Source organism: Paraburkholderia acidisoli, from assembly GCF_009789675.1.
In the GTDB taxonomy this organism is placed as follows: domain Bacteria; phylum Pseudomonadota; class Gammaproteobacteria; order Burkholderiales; family Burkholderiaceae; genus Paraburkholderia; species Paraburkholderia acidisoli.
This window is the reverse complement of record NZ_CP046913.1, coordinates 1,664,218-1,680,540: the sequence shown is the minus strand read 5'-3', so window position 1 is coordinate 1,680,540 and position 16,323 is coordinate 1,664,218. Positions and strand designations below refer to the sequence as shown.

13 protein-coding genes are annotated in these 16,323 nt (G+C 67.4%); 9 read left to right on the top strand and 4 right to left on the bottom strand.

From position 1 onward, the window contains the following. Positions 1-30: 30 nt before the first annotated feature. The 3 genes from bktB to FAZ98_RS07250 all read left to right on the top strand — a co-directional run bounded on the left by bktB (position 31) and on the right by FAZ98_RS07250 (position 3,221). The gene (gene bktB, locus FAZ98_RS07260; protein ID WP_158950169.1) at positions 31-1,215 is read left to right on the top strand and encodes a beta-ketothiolase BktB; all 1,185 of its coding nucleotides are present in this window, start codon (positions 31-33) and stop codon (positions 1,213-1,215) included. A 98-nt stretch (positions 1,216-1,313) separates the two neighbouring features. After that, a complete protein-coding gene (locus tag FAZ98_RS07255; protein ID WP_407671997.1) occupies positions 1,314-1,919 on the top strand; it encodes a hypothetical protein in 606 nt (201 codons plus the stop codon). A gap of 117 nt (positions 1,920-2,036) precedes the next feature. Beyond that, complete coding sequence (locus FAZ98_RS07250) at positions 2,037-3,221, top strand: cystathionine beta-lyase (protein WP_158950167.1); 1,185 nt, start codon at positions 2,037-2,039, stop codon at positions 3,219-3,221. A 93-nt stretch (positions 3,222-3,314) separates the two neighbouring features. Here FAZ98_RS07250 and serB read toward each other — a convergent pair whose 3' ends face one another. Beyond that, positions 3,315-4,154, bottom strand: a complete 840-nt coding sequence (gene serB / locus FAZ98_RS07245) for a phosphoserine phosphatase SerB (protein ID WP_158950165.1) — start codon at positions 4,152-4,154, stop codon at positions 3,315-3,317. Positions 4,155-4,536: 382 nt separating this feature from the next. Between serB and FAZ98_RS07240 the strand changes: the two genes are divergently transcribed. Both FAZ98_RS07240 and FAZ98_RS07235 read left to right on the top strand, forming a co-directional pair. Then, positions 4,537-5,553 carry a zinc-binding alcohol dehydrogenase family protein gene (locus FAZ98_RS07240; RefSeq protein ID WP_158950163.1) on the top strand — a complete coding sequence of 339 codons (1,017 nt, stop codon included), beginning with the start codon at positions 4,537-4,539 and terminating at the stop codon, positions 5,551-5,553. 345 nt (positions 5,554-5,898) lie between these two features. Further along, entirely contained in the window at positions 5,899-6,477 is a 579-nt protein-coding gene (locus tag FAZ98_RS07235) for a DUF6013 family protein (protein WP_233272580.1), read from the top strand. Positions 6,478-6,601: 124 nt separating this feature from the next. Here FAZ98_RS07235 and FAZ98_RS07230 read toward each other — a convergent pair whose 3' ends face one another. Beyond that, entirely contained in the window at positions 6,602-7,414 is an 813-nt protein-coding gene (locus FAZ98_RS07230) for an ABC transporter permease (RefSeq protein ID WP_158950161.1), read from the bottom strand. Continuing rightward, the gene (locus tag FAZ98_RS07225) at positions 7,411-8,130 is read right to left on the bottom strand and encodes an ABC transporter ATP-binding protein (protein WP_233272579.1); all 720 of its coding nucleotides are present in this window, start codon (positions 8,128-8,130) and stop codon (positions 7,411-7,413) included. Before FAZ98_RS07225 ends, FAZ98_RS07230 begins: the two co-directional genes overlap by 4 nt. Before the next feature lie 214 nt (positions 8,131-8,344). Here FAZ98_RS07225 and FAZ98_RS07220 point away from each other — a divergent pair, with 214 nt between their 5' ends. After that, positions 8,345-10,852, top strand: coding sequence for an AsmA family protein (locus FAZ98_RS07220; protein ID WP_158950157.1), 2,508 nt, complete (start codon positions 8,345-8,347; stop codon positions 10,850-10,852). A gap of 97 nt (positions 10,853-10,949) precedes the next feature. Here FAZ98_RS07220 and FAZ98_RS07215 read toward each other — a convergent pair whose 3' ends face one another. Further along, positions 10,950-11,450: a hypothetical protein gene (locus FAZ98_RS07215; protein ID WP_158951901.1), complete on the bottom strand. Its 501-nt coding sequence runs from the start codon at positions 11,448-11,450 to the stop codon at positions 10,950-10,952. Between the two features lie 390 nt (positions 11,451-11,840). On the opposite strand from FAZ98_RS07215, the gene FAZ98_RS07210 reads away from it, so the two are divergent. The 3 genes from FAZ98_RS07210 to FAZ98_RS07200 all read left to right on the top strand — a co-directional run bounded on the left by FAZ98_RS07210 (position 11,841) and on the right by FAZ98_RS07200 (position 16,206). Further along, on the top strand, positions 11,841-13,490 hold the full coding sequence (locus FAZ98_RS07210) for a sensor histidine kinase (RefSeq protein WP_158950155.1): 1,650 nt from the start codon (positions 11,841-11,843) through the stop codon (positions 13,488-13,490). 84 nt (positions 13,491-13,574) lie between these two features. Then, entirely contained in the window at positions 13,575-14,066 is a 492-nt protein-coding gene (locus tag FAZ98_RS07205; RefSeq protein ID WP_158950153.1) for a response regulator, read from the top strand. Positions 14,067-14,220: 154 nt separating this feature from the next. Then, a complete protein-coding gene (locus FAZ98_RS07200; protein ID WP_158950151.1) occupies positions 14,221-16,206 on the top strand; it encodes a hybrid sensor histidine kinase/response regulator in 1,986 nt (661 codons plus the stop codon). The last annotated feature ends 117 nt before the right edge of the window (positions 16,207-16,323 follow it).

Sequence of the window (16,323 nt, the reverse complement as noted above, 5' to 3'; positions counted from 1 at the left end):
GAATCAATCAGAGAGACGAGGAGCAAGACGATGCAACGCGAAGTGGTGGTGGTGGCGGGTGTACGCACGGCAATCGGCGATTTCGGCGGCGGCTTGAAGGACTTTTCGCCGACCGATCTGGGCGCCCGCGTGGTGCGCGAAGTGCTCTCGCGCGCGAGCGTGGAGGGCGACGCGGTCGGTCACGTGGTGTTCGGCAATGTGGTGCACACGGAGCCGAAAGACATGTATCTCGCGCGCGTTGCGGCCCTCAACGGCGGCGTGGCGCAGCATGCGCCCGCGCTCACCGTGAACCGCCTGTGCGGCTCGGGCTTGCAGGCGATCGTCTCCGCGGCGCAAACCATTTTGCTGGGCGACGCCGACATCGCGATCGGCGGCGGCGCGGAAAGCATGAGCCGCGCGCCGTACACGATGCCGGCCGCGCGCTTCGGCCAGCGCATGGGCGACGCGCCGCTCGTCGACATGATGCTCGGCGCGCTGCACGATCCGTTTCAGACGATCCACATGGGCGTGACGGCCGAGAACGTCGCGAAGAAGTTCGGTATCACGCGCGAGGCGCAGGACGCGCTCGCGCTCGAATCGCACCGGCGCGCGGCGCAGGCGATCGCCGAAGGCCGCTTCAAGACGCAGATCCTGCCCGTGGCGATCAAGTCGAAGAAAGGCGAAACGCTGTTCGACACCGACGAGCACGTGCGCCAGGACGCCTCGCCCGGCGACTTCTCGAAGCTCAAGCCGGTGTTCGCGAAGGAGAACGGCACGGTCACGGCGGGCAATGCCTCGGGCATCAACGACGCGGCCGCCGCCGTGGTGCTCATGAGCGCCGACACGGCGCGCTCGCGTGGCGCGAAACCGCTCGCACGGCTCGTCTCGTACGCGCACGCGGGCGTCGATCCCGCCTACATGGGCATCGGTCCGGTGCCGGCCACGCAGAAGGCGCTGGAACGCGCGGGTATCACCGTGGCCGATCTCGACGTGATCGAAGCCAACGAAGCGTTCGCGGCGCAGGCGTGCGCGGTCACGCAGGAACTCGGGCTCGATCCGGCCAAGGTCAATCCCAATGGCTCGGGCATTTCGCTCGGCCATCCGATCGGCGCGACGGGCGCGCTGATCACCGTGAAGGCGCTGTACGAACTGCAGCGCACGGGCGGGCGCTATGCGCTCGTGACGATGTGTATCGGCGGCGGGCAGGGCATCGCGGCAGTATTCGAGCGTCTCTAACCGAGCGTCTCTGACCAAGCGTCTCTGACGCAGCAGACCCGCTCCGGACCGCGACGAAACCCCGCGAGCCGCACCGCGCAACAAAAGGAAACACGCAGATGAAAGTCATGAAGCCTACTCGACGGTCGCCGCGCGGTGCGATCGCCTCGTGGTTCGCACCGATGTTCGCACCGGGGCTGGCCGCCACGCTCGCGCTGGCCTGCGCGCTGCCGCTTACCGCGCAGGCGCAGGCACCCGGCGTGGATTCGTCGGCGTCGTCGGTGGCGTTGCCGCTCAAGCCAAACCCCGAGTTCGCGAATTTTCCGAGCTATTCGGGCATGCTCGGCAACCGCAAGATCGTCATGCGCCTCGGCGCGAAGAACGACAAGGACGACACCGGCGGCGTGCACGGCGAATACCAGTTCGCCGACACGGGCGAAGTCGTGCTGATCGCGGGCGACCGTGACGGCACGACGCTCGAGGCCGAAGATTCGCACGACGGCACGCATATCGCGGGCAACTGGGTCGGCACGTTCGGCGAGGACGGCACGCTCTCCGGCGACCGCATGAATCCCGACGACTCGAACCCCGTGCCGTTCGCGCTCAAGCCGCTCGCCGCGGGCGCGACGCCCAGCGCCGCGCCGCAGGTCATGCCGCCGGTGTCGGCCCCGTCGGCCAACGGTCAGGCCGTGAACGGCGTGAACAACCTCATCATCGGCAAGTGAAGGCCAAATGAACGTTCGAGCGGGCGCGCCGCCGCGCCCGCGAATGGTACGCTGTCGCTTCATCTCGCCGCTTCTTTCGTCACCTCTTTCGCCGCCTTTTTCGCCTCCCGCTCCGCCATGAAGAAAACCGATTCCCGCGCGTTGCAGACGCGCATCGTGCATCCGCAGGACGATCTCACGCCCGGCTTCGAGTCGTTCGCCGCGCCCGTCACGCGCGCCTCGACCGTGGTGTTTCCGAATCTCGCCGCCGTGCGCGCGCTCGACTGGCGCAACGACGCCCAGTGGCGCTACGGCCTGCACGCCACGCCCACGTCGACGATGCTGCAAAAGCGCCTCGCCGAGATCGAAGGCGGCGAGTACGCGCTGTTGCAACCCTCGGGCTTGTCGGCTATCTCGAACGTGTATTTCGGTCTCCTGAAGTCCGGCGACGACGTGCTGATTCCCGACAACGTCTACTCGCCCAACCGCGATCACGGCGACTGGCTCGCGCGCGATTTCGGCCTCACGGTGCGCTATTACGATCCGATGATCGGCGCCGGCATCGCCGACCTGATCCGGCCCGAGACGAAGCTGATCTGGCTCGAAGCGCCGGGCTCGGTGACCATGGAAGTGCCCGACGTGCGGGCGATCACGGCGGCGGCGCGCGCGCGCAACGTGGTCACGGCCATCGACAACACGTGGTCGGCGGGGCTCGCGTTCAAGCCGTTCGAGCACGGCGTCGACATCTCGGTGCAGGCGCTCACGAAATACCAGTCGGGCGGCAGCGACGTGCTGATGGGCGCGACCATTACCGCCGACCGCGAGCTGTATCTCAAGATCAAGGCGGCGCGTATGCGCCTCGGCATCGGCGTTTCGGTGGACGACTGCTCGCTCGTGCTGCGCGCGTTGCCGAGCATGAAGCTGCGTTTCGAGGCGCACGACCGCAGCGCGCTCGCGCTCGCGGGGTGGCTCAAGACGCGTCCGGAAATCGCGGCGGTGCTGCATCCCGCTTTCGCCGATTGCCCCGGCCACGAATTCTACGAGCGCGATTTCACCGGCGCGGGCGGGCTGTTCTCGGTGGTGTTCGACGAGCGCTTCAGCGCCGCGCAGATCGACGCGTTCTGCGAGTCGCTCGAACTCTTCGCGCTCGGCTGGAGCTGGGGCGGCGCGCATAGCCTCGCCATGCCGTACGACGTCGCGTCGATGCGCACGGCGGCGAACTGGCCGCATCGCGGCACGCTGGTGCGCTTCTACGTCGGGCTCGAAGAGGAAGCCGATTTGCGCGCCGACATCGAAGCCGCGCTCGCGAAGCTCGGCGCGTGACGACGCGTTCTCGACGCGCGTTTTAAACGGAAAGGCCGCTCGCGTGTACGACGCGAGCGGCCTTTATCGGCGCAACAAGGCAAGCCGCGGCAATCAGAACAGCCGCAGCAAGCCGTCGAGTCCCACGAAGTTGAACGCCACGCTCGCGGCTTCGCGCACCACGGGCTTCGCGCGGAACGCGACCGACAAACCCGCCACGCCCATCATCTTCAGATCGTTCGAGCCGTCGCCCATCGCGATCGCGCGGCTTGGCTCGATGCCGATCTGCGCGCAGGTTTCGGCGAGCGTGCGCGCCTTGACGTCCGCGTTGACGATCTCGCCGGTCACGCGGCCCGTGAGCTTGCCGTCGACGATTTCGAGCGTGTTCGCGCGCGTGTAGTCGAGGCCGAGACGCGTCTTCAGGCGCTCCGTGAAGAACGTGAAGCCGCCCGAGACGAGCAGCGTTTTGAGACCCGCGGCCTTCGCGCCCGCGAGCATGTTTTCCGCGCCCGGCGACAGCCGAAGCCGCTCTTCGTAGACGCGTTCGAGCGCGCTCGCCTCGAGTCCCGCGAGCAGCGCGACGCGGCGCGTGAGGCTTTCGTTGAAGTCCTTGATCTCGCCGCGCATGGAGGCTTCGGTGATTGCCGCGACTTCGGCCTTGAGGCCGCAGAAGTCGGCGATTTCGTCGATGCATTCGATCGTGATCAGCGTCGAATCCATGTCCATGGCCACGAGGCCGAAGTCACGCAGCGTGCGGCCCGCTTCGACGAACGCGTAGTCGAGCTCGTGCGTGCCGCAATACACGTCGAGGTCGCCGCGCTGGGCCGGTTCGGCGTTCTCGATGCGCAGCGCGAACTCGTCGATCGGCGTGAGACGGCTGCCGCGCGCGAGGCCGAGCAGCGGCTTGTGATGGACGGATTCGAGCGGAACGGGACTCTGGATGACGAGATTCATGGCGGAGGCGTCGAGGCCGGCGGGCGGCGTCGCGGAAGCGGTCGTGGAAAGGGAAACAGGTAAAAACAGGCGAAAACGGCGCGCGCGCGAGGCGCGACAAAGCTCGTCATTGTAACTTCTCCGTGCGCCGCGCCAGCGACTTCTCCGGCTTCGTTTAGCCGTGCCGATGTCGCCCCGTTTCTGCGCCCGGCACGCAGGACGCTACGCGAGCGCGCACGGTGAAATCGGCTGTCGCACGGGCTTCTCATCGCGATTTTCAAAATATGGCGATAAATGTTTTGGCGATTACGTGGCTTTTCAAAGGAAATCGCCAGGTCCAAGATGTGTTGCATCGGCGTGCGATACGCCACCCCAATGTCACCTTACTGAACCGGAGCCCGACATGAAAGCCGTCGCCCTCACGCGCTATCTCCCGATCGACAATCCCGAAGCGCTCGTCGATGTCGATTTGCCCAAACCGTCGCCCACGGGTCACGACATCCTCGTGAAGGTCGAGGCGATCTCGGTGAATCCCGTCGACTACAAGGTGCGCGCGCCCAAAGACAAGGTCGAAAGCGCGCCGCGCGTGCTCGGCTGGGACGCGGCGGGCGTGGTGGCGGCGGTCGGTCCCGAGGTCACGCTGTTCAAGACCGGCGACACCGTGTTCTACGCGGGCGACATCACGCGCCCCGGTTCGAACAGCGAGTTCCAGCTCGTGGACGAACGTATCGTTGGCCGCAAGCCCGCTTCGCTCGACTTCGCGCATGCCGCCGCGCTGCCGCTCACGGCCATCACCGCGTGGGAAGCGTTGTTCGCACGCCTGAACGTTTCGGCCGAAGGCAAGGACGCCGGCAAGTCCGTGCTGATCTTCGGCGGCGCGGGCGGCGTGGGTTCCATCGGCATCCAGCTCGCGAAGCAACTCGCGAAGCTCACCGTGATCGCCACGGCGTCGCGGCCCGCATCGTCGCAATGGGCGAAGTCGCTCGGCGCCGATCACGTGGTCGATCACTTCGGCGATATCGCCGCGCAGTTGCAGGCGATCGGCATTGACGGCGTGGATTACGTGCTGATCTTCAACGACACGGACGCGAATTTCCCGGCCGCCGCGCAGGCGCTCAAGCCGCAAGGCGGCATTGCGACCATCGTCGAGAACGACAAGCCGATTCCCGTCGAACTGCTCAAGGCCAAGAGCGCCGCGCTGCACTGGGAGTTCATGTTCACGCGCTCGATGTTCAAGACGCCCGACATGATCGAGCAGCACAAGCTGCTCAACGAAGTCGCGCGACTCGTGGACGCGGGCACGCTGCGCACGACCGTGGGCGAAGTGCTCGGGCCGATCAACGCGGCGAACGTGCGGCGCGCGCATCGGCTGCTCGAAGAAGGGCGCGCGATCGGCAAGCTGGTGCTGAGCGGTTTTTGAGCGCGGATCGGGCGATGGCGGCGCGCCTCGGCGGGCGGCCGCCATGCCGCATTGCAACGTACGGATTCGACACCGCGATGCGGGCTGAATGCGCGGCCCGCGCCGCATAGTGTGGCAAGCAATTTGCGCGTGCTGGCAAGCCGGACAATACCTGGTCCGCGCGATGCAAGCGCCCGGCGCAAGGCGGCGCGCGGCGCGCTAGACTGGAAGACAGATCCCGCCGTGCGGATCGCGCCGAACGTGCACAGGATTGATGTGCATCGCGAGCCGGACGTTCCCGCCGCCCGCGCCGAAATGCCAGGCTCGACGCCAAAGCGCGCGGCTGTTCCCGCCAGGAGGTGACGCATGCCTTGCCGCAGCTCCCGCTCCACACGCCGCCGCCGCGCGGCACTCGCTCCGTGTCTGCTCGTTGCTTCGTGTGCGCTCGCGTTGTCCGCGTCCGCCGCGTTCGCCTCGACGCCGATCAAGGTGACCTCGCAGGCCGCCACCGACGGGCCGATCCGTTACACCGTCAAGGTCGCGTCGAAGTCGTTCGGCAATGCGCAGGAAACGCGCACGCTGCGCTCCGGCGACACCGACGACTTCACGTGGCGCACGACGCCGCCGGGCGGTGCGGTTGCGACGCCGCAGGGCTGTCCCGACTATGCTTCGTTGCCGCTCGATGCGAACGGCGCGATGGTGCGGCAGACCCAGGTGCGCCTCGCGCCGATCGTGGCCGGCGACGGCACGGCAACGGTGCAGGTGAGCTTTCGCGCGCAGACGCCGCACGGCACGCAGTCGGTGTCGAACAACGGCGCGGCGCTCACGTGCCCCGCGGTGATCTCGCATAGCGAGGTCGCGCATCTGAAGATGCCGACGAATGGCTCGGCGAAGACGCTCACGCTCGGCGACGGCACGCAGATCACGATTTCGGCGCAGCGGTAAGGCACGGCGGATCACCGGCGTGCCGCGCAGCCGCGCCGTTTCGGCGGCGCGCGGCGTTGCTGTGCGCTCGCTGCGCCGTCGGCGGGTGGTCGCTTGGGCGTAGCCGGTTTTTAGCCGGTCGTGGTCAAGACCGTTTCTCTCGCTCGCGCAGCCGCGCCGCGAGAAAGCGGTGCTCGGGCGAAAAGAGCCGCCGGTACGCGAGCAGCACCGCGCCCACGGTGCCCAGCGCCGACGCCGCCGCAATCAGAAACATAATGACGATCTGATAGCGCACCGCCTGCAACGGCGACTGCCCCGCGAGCACCTGACCCGTCATCATGCCGGGCAAGCTCACCACACCCACCACGGCCATCTGGTTGAGCGTGGGGATCATGCCCGCGCGCACCGCCTCGCGCGCGCTCGCCTGTGCGGCTTCCCAGCGCGTCGCCCCGAGCGCGAGCGCGCTTTCCACGCGGTCGCGCCGCGCGGTCAGCTCCTGCATCATCCGCTCGACGCCCAGCGAGACGCCCGTGAGCGTGTTGCCGAGAATCATCCCGAGGATCGGAATCGCGTATTGCGGCTCGTACCAGGGGCGAATGCGGATCACGACGAACAGGCCGATCGCCGCGACGAGCCACGCGCTCAGCCAGATCGACACGATGCTGTCCACGCGCTGGCCGAAATAACTGCGCGCGCCGCGCTGCGCGCCCGCGAAACCGGCGATCAGCGTCATGAGCGCCATGAGCGGCAGCACCACGTACCAGCGGTTGAAGGCGAACACCCAGCCCAGCACGTAGCCGATCGCGAGCAGCTGCACCACGGTGCGCACGGCCGCCCAGGCGAGGCGGCGTTCGAGATCGAGCTTGAGCAGCACGGAGACCGCGCCGTTCACGAACACCAGCAACGCGGCAATGGCGACGTCGGCGAGCGAGAGGTTTTGCAACACGCCCGCGTTCATGGCATGGCTCCCGCAGGCGCGGCGGCCGCTTCGCTGAGCACGCCCGCGCGCATCGTGAGGTGGCGCGTGCCCACGCGTCCGGCTTGCGCGGGATCGTGCGACACCCAGACCGTGGCGCGCGCCGCATTCGCCCGCGCGTACCAGTCGGCGACCAGCGCTTCGACCGCGCGCGCCGATTCGGGATCGAGCGACGCCGTGGGCTCGTCGAGCAGCAGCGCCTCCGGATCGAGTTGCAGCACGCGCACGAGCGCGACGATCTGCGCTTCGCCGCCCGACAGTTCGCTCGCGAGGCGCGAGAAAAAATCGTCGCTGCGGGCCGCCGCCGCGAAGAGCGCCCGGGCGCGTCCGGCGTCGAAGCGCGCGTCGCGGTAGACGGCGAGCGTGTACGGATAGCGCAGGTTGTCCTCGACAGTGCCGTCGAGCAACGCGGGCCGCTGGCGCAGATAGGCGATCGCGCGCCGGTAGCGCACGATGCGCGTGCGCGTGACCGGTTCGCCGTGCCAGCGCACCTCGCCGCCGTCGAGCGGATCGAGCAGCGCGAGCGCGCGCAGGAACACGCTCTTGCCGGAACCCGAAGGGCCGGTCAGCACGGCGCGGTCGCCCGCGTGCAGCGTGAACTCGGTGGGCGCGAGCAGCGTCTGGCCGCGTTGTGCGTCGCGGCGAGTCAGCTGGTGCGCTTCGACGAGCGGGGCGTCGGGAGGGGGAGCGGTCGTCAAGTTTTGTGGATGTGAGGGGTCGAGCGACAGGTTTGTGACGCAAGCGGCAACCGGGACGATAGCAAACGACGCAGCGCCGCGATTCCGCCAATGACAGGCGATCCGGTCCGCATATCCTCGCGTTCGGTGCCAGAGCGGGCACGCTGACTGCTCCCTCGGTGCCCGTATTGCAGGCGTCTGCAGTCGAAACAACAACGCATAACAGGGAGTGCGCATGTCGTCACCGCAACCCGAAACAACGCAACCGAAGTCGCCCAAGGCACCTAAACCCAAGGCTCGCGGTCCCGGCCGCACGTTCGCCAGGATCATCGCATGGCTGGTTCTGATTGTCGTCGTGCTGATCGTTGCGCTGGTCGTTTTCATCGTCACGTTCGACTGGAATCGCGCCAAACCGTACGTGAACGAAAAGGTGAGCGAAGCCATCGGGCGGCAGTTCGCGATCGAGGGCGACCTCAAGGTGGGCTGGCGCAGGCCGCCCGGCGAAACGGGCTGGCGCGCGTGGGTGCCCTGGCCGCGCTTTTCGGCGACCAACATTCAGGTGGCGAATCCCGACTGGGCCAAGGTGCCGCATTTCGCCACGCTCGATGAAATCGATTTCGAAGTGGCCGTGCTGCCGCTGCTCGCGCACGACATCGTGATTCCGGCCATCAATCTCGTGAATCCGACCGTCGACGTGGAACGCCTCACCGACGGCCGCAATAACTACACGTTCAAGCTGCCCGCGTCGAGCGGGCCGTCCACGTGGAAACTCGATCTGCACGACATCACGTTTTCGAGCGGCAATATCGGCGTGAGCGACCAGAAGACCAAAACCGACGTGAAGATCGTCGTGAATCTGCTCGGTCACGGCATTCCCATCGGCAAGGTGATGGAGCAGCAGGAAACGGCGTCGCGGCAGAACTCGGCCCAGGTGGTGGGGCGCGCGGGCGCGAAACGGCTCGAGCAGCAAGCCGAGCGCGTGCAGGCGTCCGAAGCGGCGGCGGCCAGCGCGGCCAGCGAAGCCAGTGCCGCGAACGGCGCGAGCGGCGCGGCGGAGGCGAGCGCGGCGTCGTCGGGCATGGCGTCCAGACTCGCGGCGATCGGGGCGAGTTCGGCGAGCACGGCGAACGCGAATTCGGGCGGTCTCACCAACGAGCCGTTCTACGCGATCGGCTGGACCATCAAGGGCACTTACAACAAGACGGCGGTTTCCGGCGACGGCAAGCTCGGCGGCATCCTCGCGCTGCAGGATGCGAAGCGCCCGTTCCCGGTGCAGGCCGACGTGCGCGCGGGCGACATGCACATCGCGCTCGTGGGCACGGTCACCGATCCCGCGCATCTCGCGGCGGTCGATCTGCGCCTGTGGCTGCAAGGCCAGAGCATGGCGCATCTCTACAATCTCACGGGCGTGACGCTGCCCGAGACGCCGCCGTACGCAACCGAAGGCCGCTTCGTCGGCCAGTTCAAGCGGGGCGCGAGCGTGTTCCGCTACGAGAACTTCACGGGGCGCGTGGGCGGCAGTGACCTGAACGGCACGCTGGTGTATCAGCAGCGCACGCCGCGCCCGCTGTTGAGCGGCACGCTGGTCTCCAACCTGCTGCAATTCTCGGATCTCGCACCGATCATCGGCGCGGACAGCAACGCGAGCAAGGCCAAGCGCGGCGACACGAGCAAGCAGCCGTCCGACCGCGTGATTCCGGTCGAGCCGTTCAAGACCGACCGCTGGAGCGCCATCGACGCCGACGTGAAGTTCACGGGGCGCCGCATCATCAAGCAAGGCAGTCTGCCGATCCAGGACCTGTACACGCATCTGACGATGACGAACGGCGTACTCGGTCTCGAACCGCTGCAGTTCGGTGTGGCGGGCGGCACGCTGGCGACGCGCGTCACGCTCGACGGCGCGACCACGCCGCTCAAGGCGCGCGGCACGGCCGAGGCGCGCCATCTGAAGCTCAAGCAGCTGTTCCCGAACTTCAAGACCATGCAGTCGGCGCTCGGCGAAATCAACGGCGACGCCTCGCTCTCCGCCACCGGCAATTCGCCGGCCGCGCTGGCGTCGTCCTCGAACGGCGAGGTGAAGGCGCTCGTCACGCAGGGCGAGGTGAGTCGTCTGCTGATGGAAGCGGCGGGCCTGAACGTCGCGAACGTCGTCTACGAAAAGCTGTTCGGCAATCGCGACGTGAAGATCAACTGCGCGGCCGCCGATTTCGTGGTGACCAACGGCGTGGTCGATCCGCACGTGTTCGCGCTCGACACCGACGACGCGGTCATCAACATCGACGGGCCGATCAATCTGCGCGACGAGTCGATGGACATGAAGGTGCATCCGCACACGAAGGGCTTCCGCGTGTTCTCGCTGCGCTCGCCGCTCTACGTGAAGGGCACGTTCAAGAAGCCGCATGTGGGCGTGGACGTGGGCGCGCTCGCGCTGCGCGGCGGCGCGGCCGTCGGGCTCGGCCTGATCAACCCGTTTGCCGCGCTGATCCCGCTCATTGCGCCGAGCAACAACAAGCCGCTGCCGTGCGACGCGCTGTTCGCGCAGATGCAGACGCAGCCGGTCGCACCGCCGCCGGGGCAGAAGATGCGCGCGCCCGCGGGCGCCTCGATGCCGGCGGCGAACGACAGCAAAACGGGCAAGGGCGGCGCGGCGGACAAAGGCAAGAACGGTGCGCCGCGCACGCAGCCGACGCAAACCGGCCCGGCCACGCCCGCCAATTCGACGAATCTGTACAAGGGAAGCTAGCGCGGGGGCCCGCACGGGACGTGCACGACGCAAAAACGCCGGGAAACGATCCCGGCGTTTTTCATGCGGTGTTACGGATGGAGTGGCGTGCGCGCGTTCAGCGCAACGAACGCGGTGCCGTGTCGCCCGGCGCGTCCTGACCGCGCGTGACGCGCCGCGAAGACACGCCCGGCCGCTCCGCGCCGAATTCGTTGAGAATGCGCCCGCGCGCGCGGCTCGCGAAGATCAGAAAGCCGAAGCCGTCCGCCTCGTACCAGTAGCCGCCGTTTTCCAGCCCTTCGATGGGCTGCTCGAGTGCATGCGCGATCGATTCGATGCAGCGCTTGCGCAACTCGGTTGTGGCGGGATAGGGCGGATGCGCGCCGCGCATGCTGCACAGGAGCACGTCGAGTCCGGGCAGGACATGCGCGTACAGCACGGGCTCGTCCTGCGCGCGAGCGCGCGCAATCTTGGCGTCGAGCTGGCCAAACGGTTTGAAGTGATTGAGCACGGCAAGAAACGACTCATCGCCGTCTGCCTTCATGCGTTTGCGCTTTTTCGGGAAGGACATAAAAATTCGCCTGAAAAAGGTGGATTGCAAAACACTCAGCGTTCCCATGCGACCACTCCCGGACTGGTGCGCCGCACGTCGATCCTTTATAGCATAGGGATCCGCGGGATTCACGAAGGAGCGAAAAGGGACGGTTCGACGGCGCCGCATGGCGGCCCGCTACGGAAATGCCCCTGTTCGACCACCTCGTTGTCACCGCAAACCGAACGCTGGATCGCACGTTGCGCTCATGTAGGTATCCCGGCGCTCTACGCTTGTCTCCGGTCTCAATAATAGACCTGAGCGTAAGCCAAGTGTGACGTTTAGCTTTAAAAAAGCGGGTTTTCCACGAGACGATGAGCACGCGGCGTCGTGCGTTGTCATCCGGAAATAGCTCGCGGATAATATTCCGGCCGTGGCGCCGGCGACTCGCCCAATGCGCCGTTCAATCCGACCACGATGAAACTGTTCGCCAAGGGGCTCTTGCTGATCGCGATACCGAGCGTCATCGAACTGGCGCTGCTCGGCGTCGTGTTCGACACGCAAGGCAAGGCCGAGCAGGCGGCGCGACAGGCCGAAAGCAGCCAGCAGATTCTCTGGCAGGCGCGGAGTCTGATCGACCCGCTGTTGCGCGAAGCCGCGCGCGTGCGTACGGCCATCGTGCTCGACGACGCCTCGTTCATCGACCGCCGTGCCGTGTGGACCGAATTCTCCGATCGCATTGCCTTGCTCGCGCGCATGGTTGCCGACAATCCCGCGCAACGCGTGCGGGTCGACCAGATGCGCGCGGCCGCGTTCGCCTGGCGCAAGCAGGCGGGCGAGATCGCCGACGCGCTGCGCGCGGGCAAACCCGCGGCGTTCGCGCGCGCGGCGGGCGACGGCCTGCCGCCGGAAATCGACACGGTGCGCGGCGTGCTGGGCGAATTTGTCGACGAGGAAACCCGCCTCGACCAGCAGCGCGTGGCGTCGCTACGGGTGACGCGCGAGCGCCAGCAGGATGCGCTGATCGTCGCCGTGGCGGGGTCGATGCTGATCTGGGCGTTCACGGCCGTCGCTTTCGCGCGCAACGTGGGCGTGCGGCTCGCGGCGCTCGGCGCGAACGCGGACCGGCTGAGCGTGGGCGCGGCACTCGCGCCGCCGCTCGAGGGCGACGACGAAATCGCCGCGCTCGACGCCGTGCTGCACCAGACGAGCGCGCGTCTGCGCGTGGCGGACCGCGAGCAGGCGGCGCTCAAGTCGCAGTTGCAGGCCCGCGCGACCGACCTCGCGCGCGCCAACGAATATCTGCGTCAGGAAACCCAGGACAACGAGATGTTCATCTATAGCGTCTCGCACGACCTGCGTTCGCCGCTGGTGAATCTGCAGGGTTTTTCCAAAGAGCTCGAGGTGTCGTGCGCCGATTTGCGCAAGCAGATCGACGCGGCGGGCTTGCCCGCGCACGAGCACCGGACGATGGCGGTCGTGCTCGACAGCGACGTGGACGAGTCGCTGCAATTCCTGCGCCAGGCGGTGGCGCGCGCGGCGGCCATCATCGAAGCGCTGTTGAGAATTTCGCGCGCGGGGCGGCTCGAATACCGCTGGCAGCGCGTGAACGTCGCGCGCGTGGTGGAGCGCGTGCTGGGCGGCATCGAGCCGACGCTGGCCGGCGCGGCGCGCATCGAAGTGGGCGAGTTGCCGAGCGCGTGGGGCGACCCCGCCGCGCTGGAACAGATTTTCGGCAGTCTCGTCGACAACGCGCTGCGCCATCTGGATGCGGCCAGGCCCGGGCGCGTCGAGATCGGTGCAATCATGGCGCATGAAACAAGCGGCGAATTGCCGCCAATAGACGCCCAATCCCCCGCTAACGACGCGGAAAAGCCGCCCGCGGAGCGCACACGGACCTACTATGTGCGCGACAATGGCGTCGGGATTCCGCCAGCGTACGTGCCGAAGCTGTTCCGCGCGTTTCAACGGCTGCACAACGGCGAGTCGGCGGGGCAGGGAACCGGCCTCGCGCTCGCGCGGCGCATCGTGGAGCGGCACGGCGGGCGGATCTGGGTCGAATCGCAACCGGGCGCCGGCTCGACGTTTTTTGTCGCGTTGCCCGATCAACCCATGCATATGATTTGAGTCACGGGTTTGCCGCACAATACGCGTGGGAGCCCGCCAACCTGATTTCAAAAGAGACGACCGCCGCGCGCGGAGAGTGCCGACATGACGAACGGGGAACACGTCAGCATCGTGCTGATCGAGGACGACGACGGCCACGCCACGCTCGTCGAGCGCAATCTGCGCCGCTCGGGTATTTCGAACAGCTTCATGCGGTTCCGCGACGGCCAGGACGCGCTCGATTATTTTTTCGGCGATCCGCAGGCGCCCGCGGCGGGCGCGGGCGCGACGATGGCACGGCCGCCGCGCGAGACGCTGGCGAATTTCGTCGTGCTGCTCGACCTGCGCATGCCGCGCGTGGATGGTTTCGAGGTGCTGCGGCGGCTCAAGAGCGAACCGACCACGGCTGCGGTGCCGGTGATCGTGCTGACGACCACCGACGACCCGCGTGAGATCGAGCGCTGCTACGAGCTGGGTTGCAACGTCTACATCACGAAGCCGGTGGAGTACGACGCGTTTATCGAAGCGGTGCGGCGGCTGGGCTTTTTCCTCCAGGTGGTGAAGCTGCCGCCGGGGCACCGCTTCGCGCGGCCTTGAGCGCCGGCCGCGCCCGACCGGACAGAACCCGCGACGCTCAGGACCCATGACGCACAGGACCCATGGAATCGACACAACAGAATCACGCACCACGCATGAAACGACTTTGCCCGAATCGACGTGCGCAACCCGGTCCCGGGGGGACGTTTCGCGCATGACTGAAGACGCTACGCTGCTGGCCGGCGCGCATGTGCTCGTAGTCGACGACGACGAAGGCATCCTGCGCCTCGCCCGCAAATCGCTCATGCGCGCCGGCGCGCGCGTGGACACCTGCACCCGGGTTGCCGATGCGCGCGCGCTGCTCGCCGCGCAGCGCCCCGACGTGCTCGTGCTCGACTTCCAGCTCGACGGCGCGGAAACCGGCCTCGACTTCTTCCGCCGCCTGCGTGCCGACGAGGTGCGGGTGCCCGCCATCCTCGTCACCGGTTTCACCGACGAATCGCGCGTGATCGCCGCGCTGCGTGCCGGTGTCTCCGACGTGGTGCCGAAGTCGGGCGACTATCTCGACTACCTTCCCGAAGCCGTGGCGCGCGTGCTGTCGCAGGCCGAACTGCAGCGCGCCTCCGACGAAGCCTTGCTGCTGCGCGATCGCGAGGAGCATTACCGCACGCTGTCGGAAGCGCTGCCTCATCTCGTGCTCACTTGCGGCGCCGACGGCGAGTGCGACTTCCTCTCGAAGCAATGGCTCGACTACACGGGCGTGGGCGCGAACGAGGCGCTCGGCCTCGCGTGGCTCGACGCCGTGCATCCCGACGACCGTGAGGAAATCCGCCGCAGCTGGCTGCAGGCCGCGAAGAGCGGCGCCGCCGAATACCGGCACGAGCTGCGCATCCGGCGTCACGACGGCGCGTATCGCTGGTTCGACATCCGCATGATTGCCATGCGCGATCCGCGCGGCGGCTTGAACAAGTATTTCGGCAGTTGCACCGACATCGACGCCCAACGCGTCGCCACCGAAGAACGCGAGCGTTTGCTCGCATCCGAGCAGGCCGCGCGCCAGGCCGCCGAAGAAGCCAATCGCGCGAAAGACCGCTTTCTCGCGATGCTCTCGCACGAACTGCGCACGCCGCTCACGCCCGTGCTCGCGGGCACGCATCTGCTCGCGCAGATTCCCGGCCTGCCCGAGGCCGCGCGCGAAGGCGTGCTGATGATCCGCCGCAATATCGAACTCGAGGCGCGCCTGATCGACGATCTGCTCGATCTCACGCGGGTGGCGAACGGCAAGCTGAGCCTCACGCTCGACGCCGTGGACGTGCACGAAGTGATCGCCGCGGTGCTCGATCTTTTTCACAGCGAGATCCAGACGAAGCAGCAGGAAGTGCACGTCGATCTGCGTGCGGTCCAGCATTGGGTGCGCGGCGACCGCGCGCGCCTGCAACAGATGCTCTGGAATCTCGTGCGCAACGCCGCGAAGTTCACGCCCGACGGCGGGCACATTTTCGTGCGCACGCTCGACGAGCGCATGCAGGTGGAGATCGTGGTGGAGGACACGGGCATCGGCATCGCGCCCGAACAGATCGGCAAGCTTTTTCACGCGTTCGAGCAGGGCAGCCACAACCGCAGCCAGTTCGGCGGTCTCGGCCTCGGGCTCGCGGTCACGCGCGCGTTGACGGAAGCGCACGGCGGCCGCGTGAGCGCGAAAAGTCCGGGCGCGCATTGCGGCGCGACCTTCACGATCGTGCTGCCCACGGCGGCCGCGCCCGACATCGAGCCGACCATTGCCGACCTGCAGGTGCAACATCCTTCCGGCGCATTGAATATTCTGCTCGTCGAGGACCACGACGACACGGCCGAGGTGATGTCGCAGCTCATGCGCGCGCTCGGCCACGACGTGGCGGTGGCGGGCAGCGTCGCGGGCGCGCTGGCGCTTTCGTCGGCGGAGCGCTTCGACCTCGTCGTGAGCGATATCGGCTTGCCGGACGGCTCGGGCATCGACTTCATCCGCGCGTTCCGTACGAATTCGACGGTGCCCGCGATCGCGCTCACGGGTTTCGGCACCGACGACGACGTGCGCCGCAGCGTAGAGGCGGGCTTCACCGCCCATCTCACGAAACCCGTGAACTTCATCCAGCTCGAACGCCTGATCGAGCAGGCGGCGGCCACGCGCGCCGCGGCCGCGGAGCCCGACCGGGCGCCTTGAGCCGCACGGCGGCATGGAAAAAGCCCGCGCGGCCAGTTGGCGGCGCGGGCTTTTTTTTGCGGATGAAGCCTGGCGTGACGTTGCCGCGGCGTTGCCGCAACGTGGATAAGGCGCCGG

Coding starts and splice junctions, on each gene's coding strand:
- FAZ98_RS07250 (WP_158950167.1), top strand. CDS start 2,037: ATGAAGAAAACCGATTCCCGCGCGTTGCAGACGCGCATCGTGCATCCG.
- FAZ98_RS07215 (WP_158951901.1), bottom strand. CDS start 11,450: ATGGGAACGCTGAGTGTTTTGCAATCCACCTTTTTCAGGCGAATTTTT.
- FAZ98_RS07200 (WP_158950151.1), top strand. CDS start 14,221: ATGACTGAAGACGCTACGCTGCTGGCCGGCGCGCATGTGCTCGTAGTC.
- FAZ98_RS07220 (WP_158950157.1), top strand. CDS start 8,345: ATGTCGTCACCGCAACCCGAAACAACGCAACCGAAGTCGCCCAAGGCA.
- FAZ98_RS07240 (WP_158950163.1), top strand. CDS start 4,537: ATGAAAGCCGTCGCCCTCACGCGCTATCTCCCGATCGACAATCCCGAA.
- FAZ98_RS07205 (WP_158950153.1), top strand. CDS start 13,575: ATGACGAACGGGGAACACGTCAGCATCGTGCTGATCGAGGACGACGAC.
- FAZ98_RS07235 (WP_233272580.1), top strand. CDS start 5,899: ATGCCTTGCCGCAGCTCCCGCTCCACACGCCGCCGCCGCGCGGCACTC.
- bktB (WP_158950169.1), top strand. CDS start 31: ATGCAACGCGAAGTGGTGGTGGTGGCGGGTGTACGCACGGCAATCGGC.
- FAZ98_RS07255 (WP_407671997.1), top strand. CDS start 1,314: ATGAAAGTCATGAAGCCTACTCGACGGTCGCCGCGCGGTGCGATCGCC.
- FAZ98_RS07230 (WP_158950161.1), bottom strand. CDS start 7,414: ATGAACGCGGGCGTGTTGCAAAACCTCTCGCTCGCCGACGTCGCCATT.
- FAZ98_RS07210 (WP_158950155.1), top strand. CDS start 11,841: ATGAAACTGTTCGCCAAGGGGCTCTTGCTGATCGCGATACCGAGCGTC.
- serB (WP_158950165.1), bottom strand. CDS start 4,154: ATGAATCTCGTCATCCAGAGTCCCGTTCCGCTCGAATCCGTCCATCAC.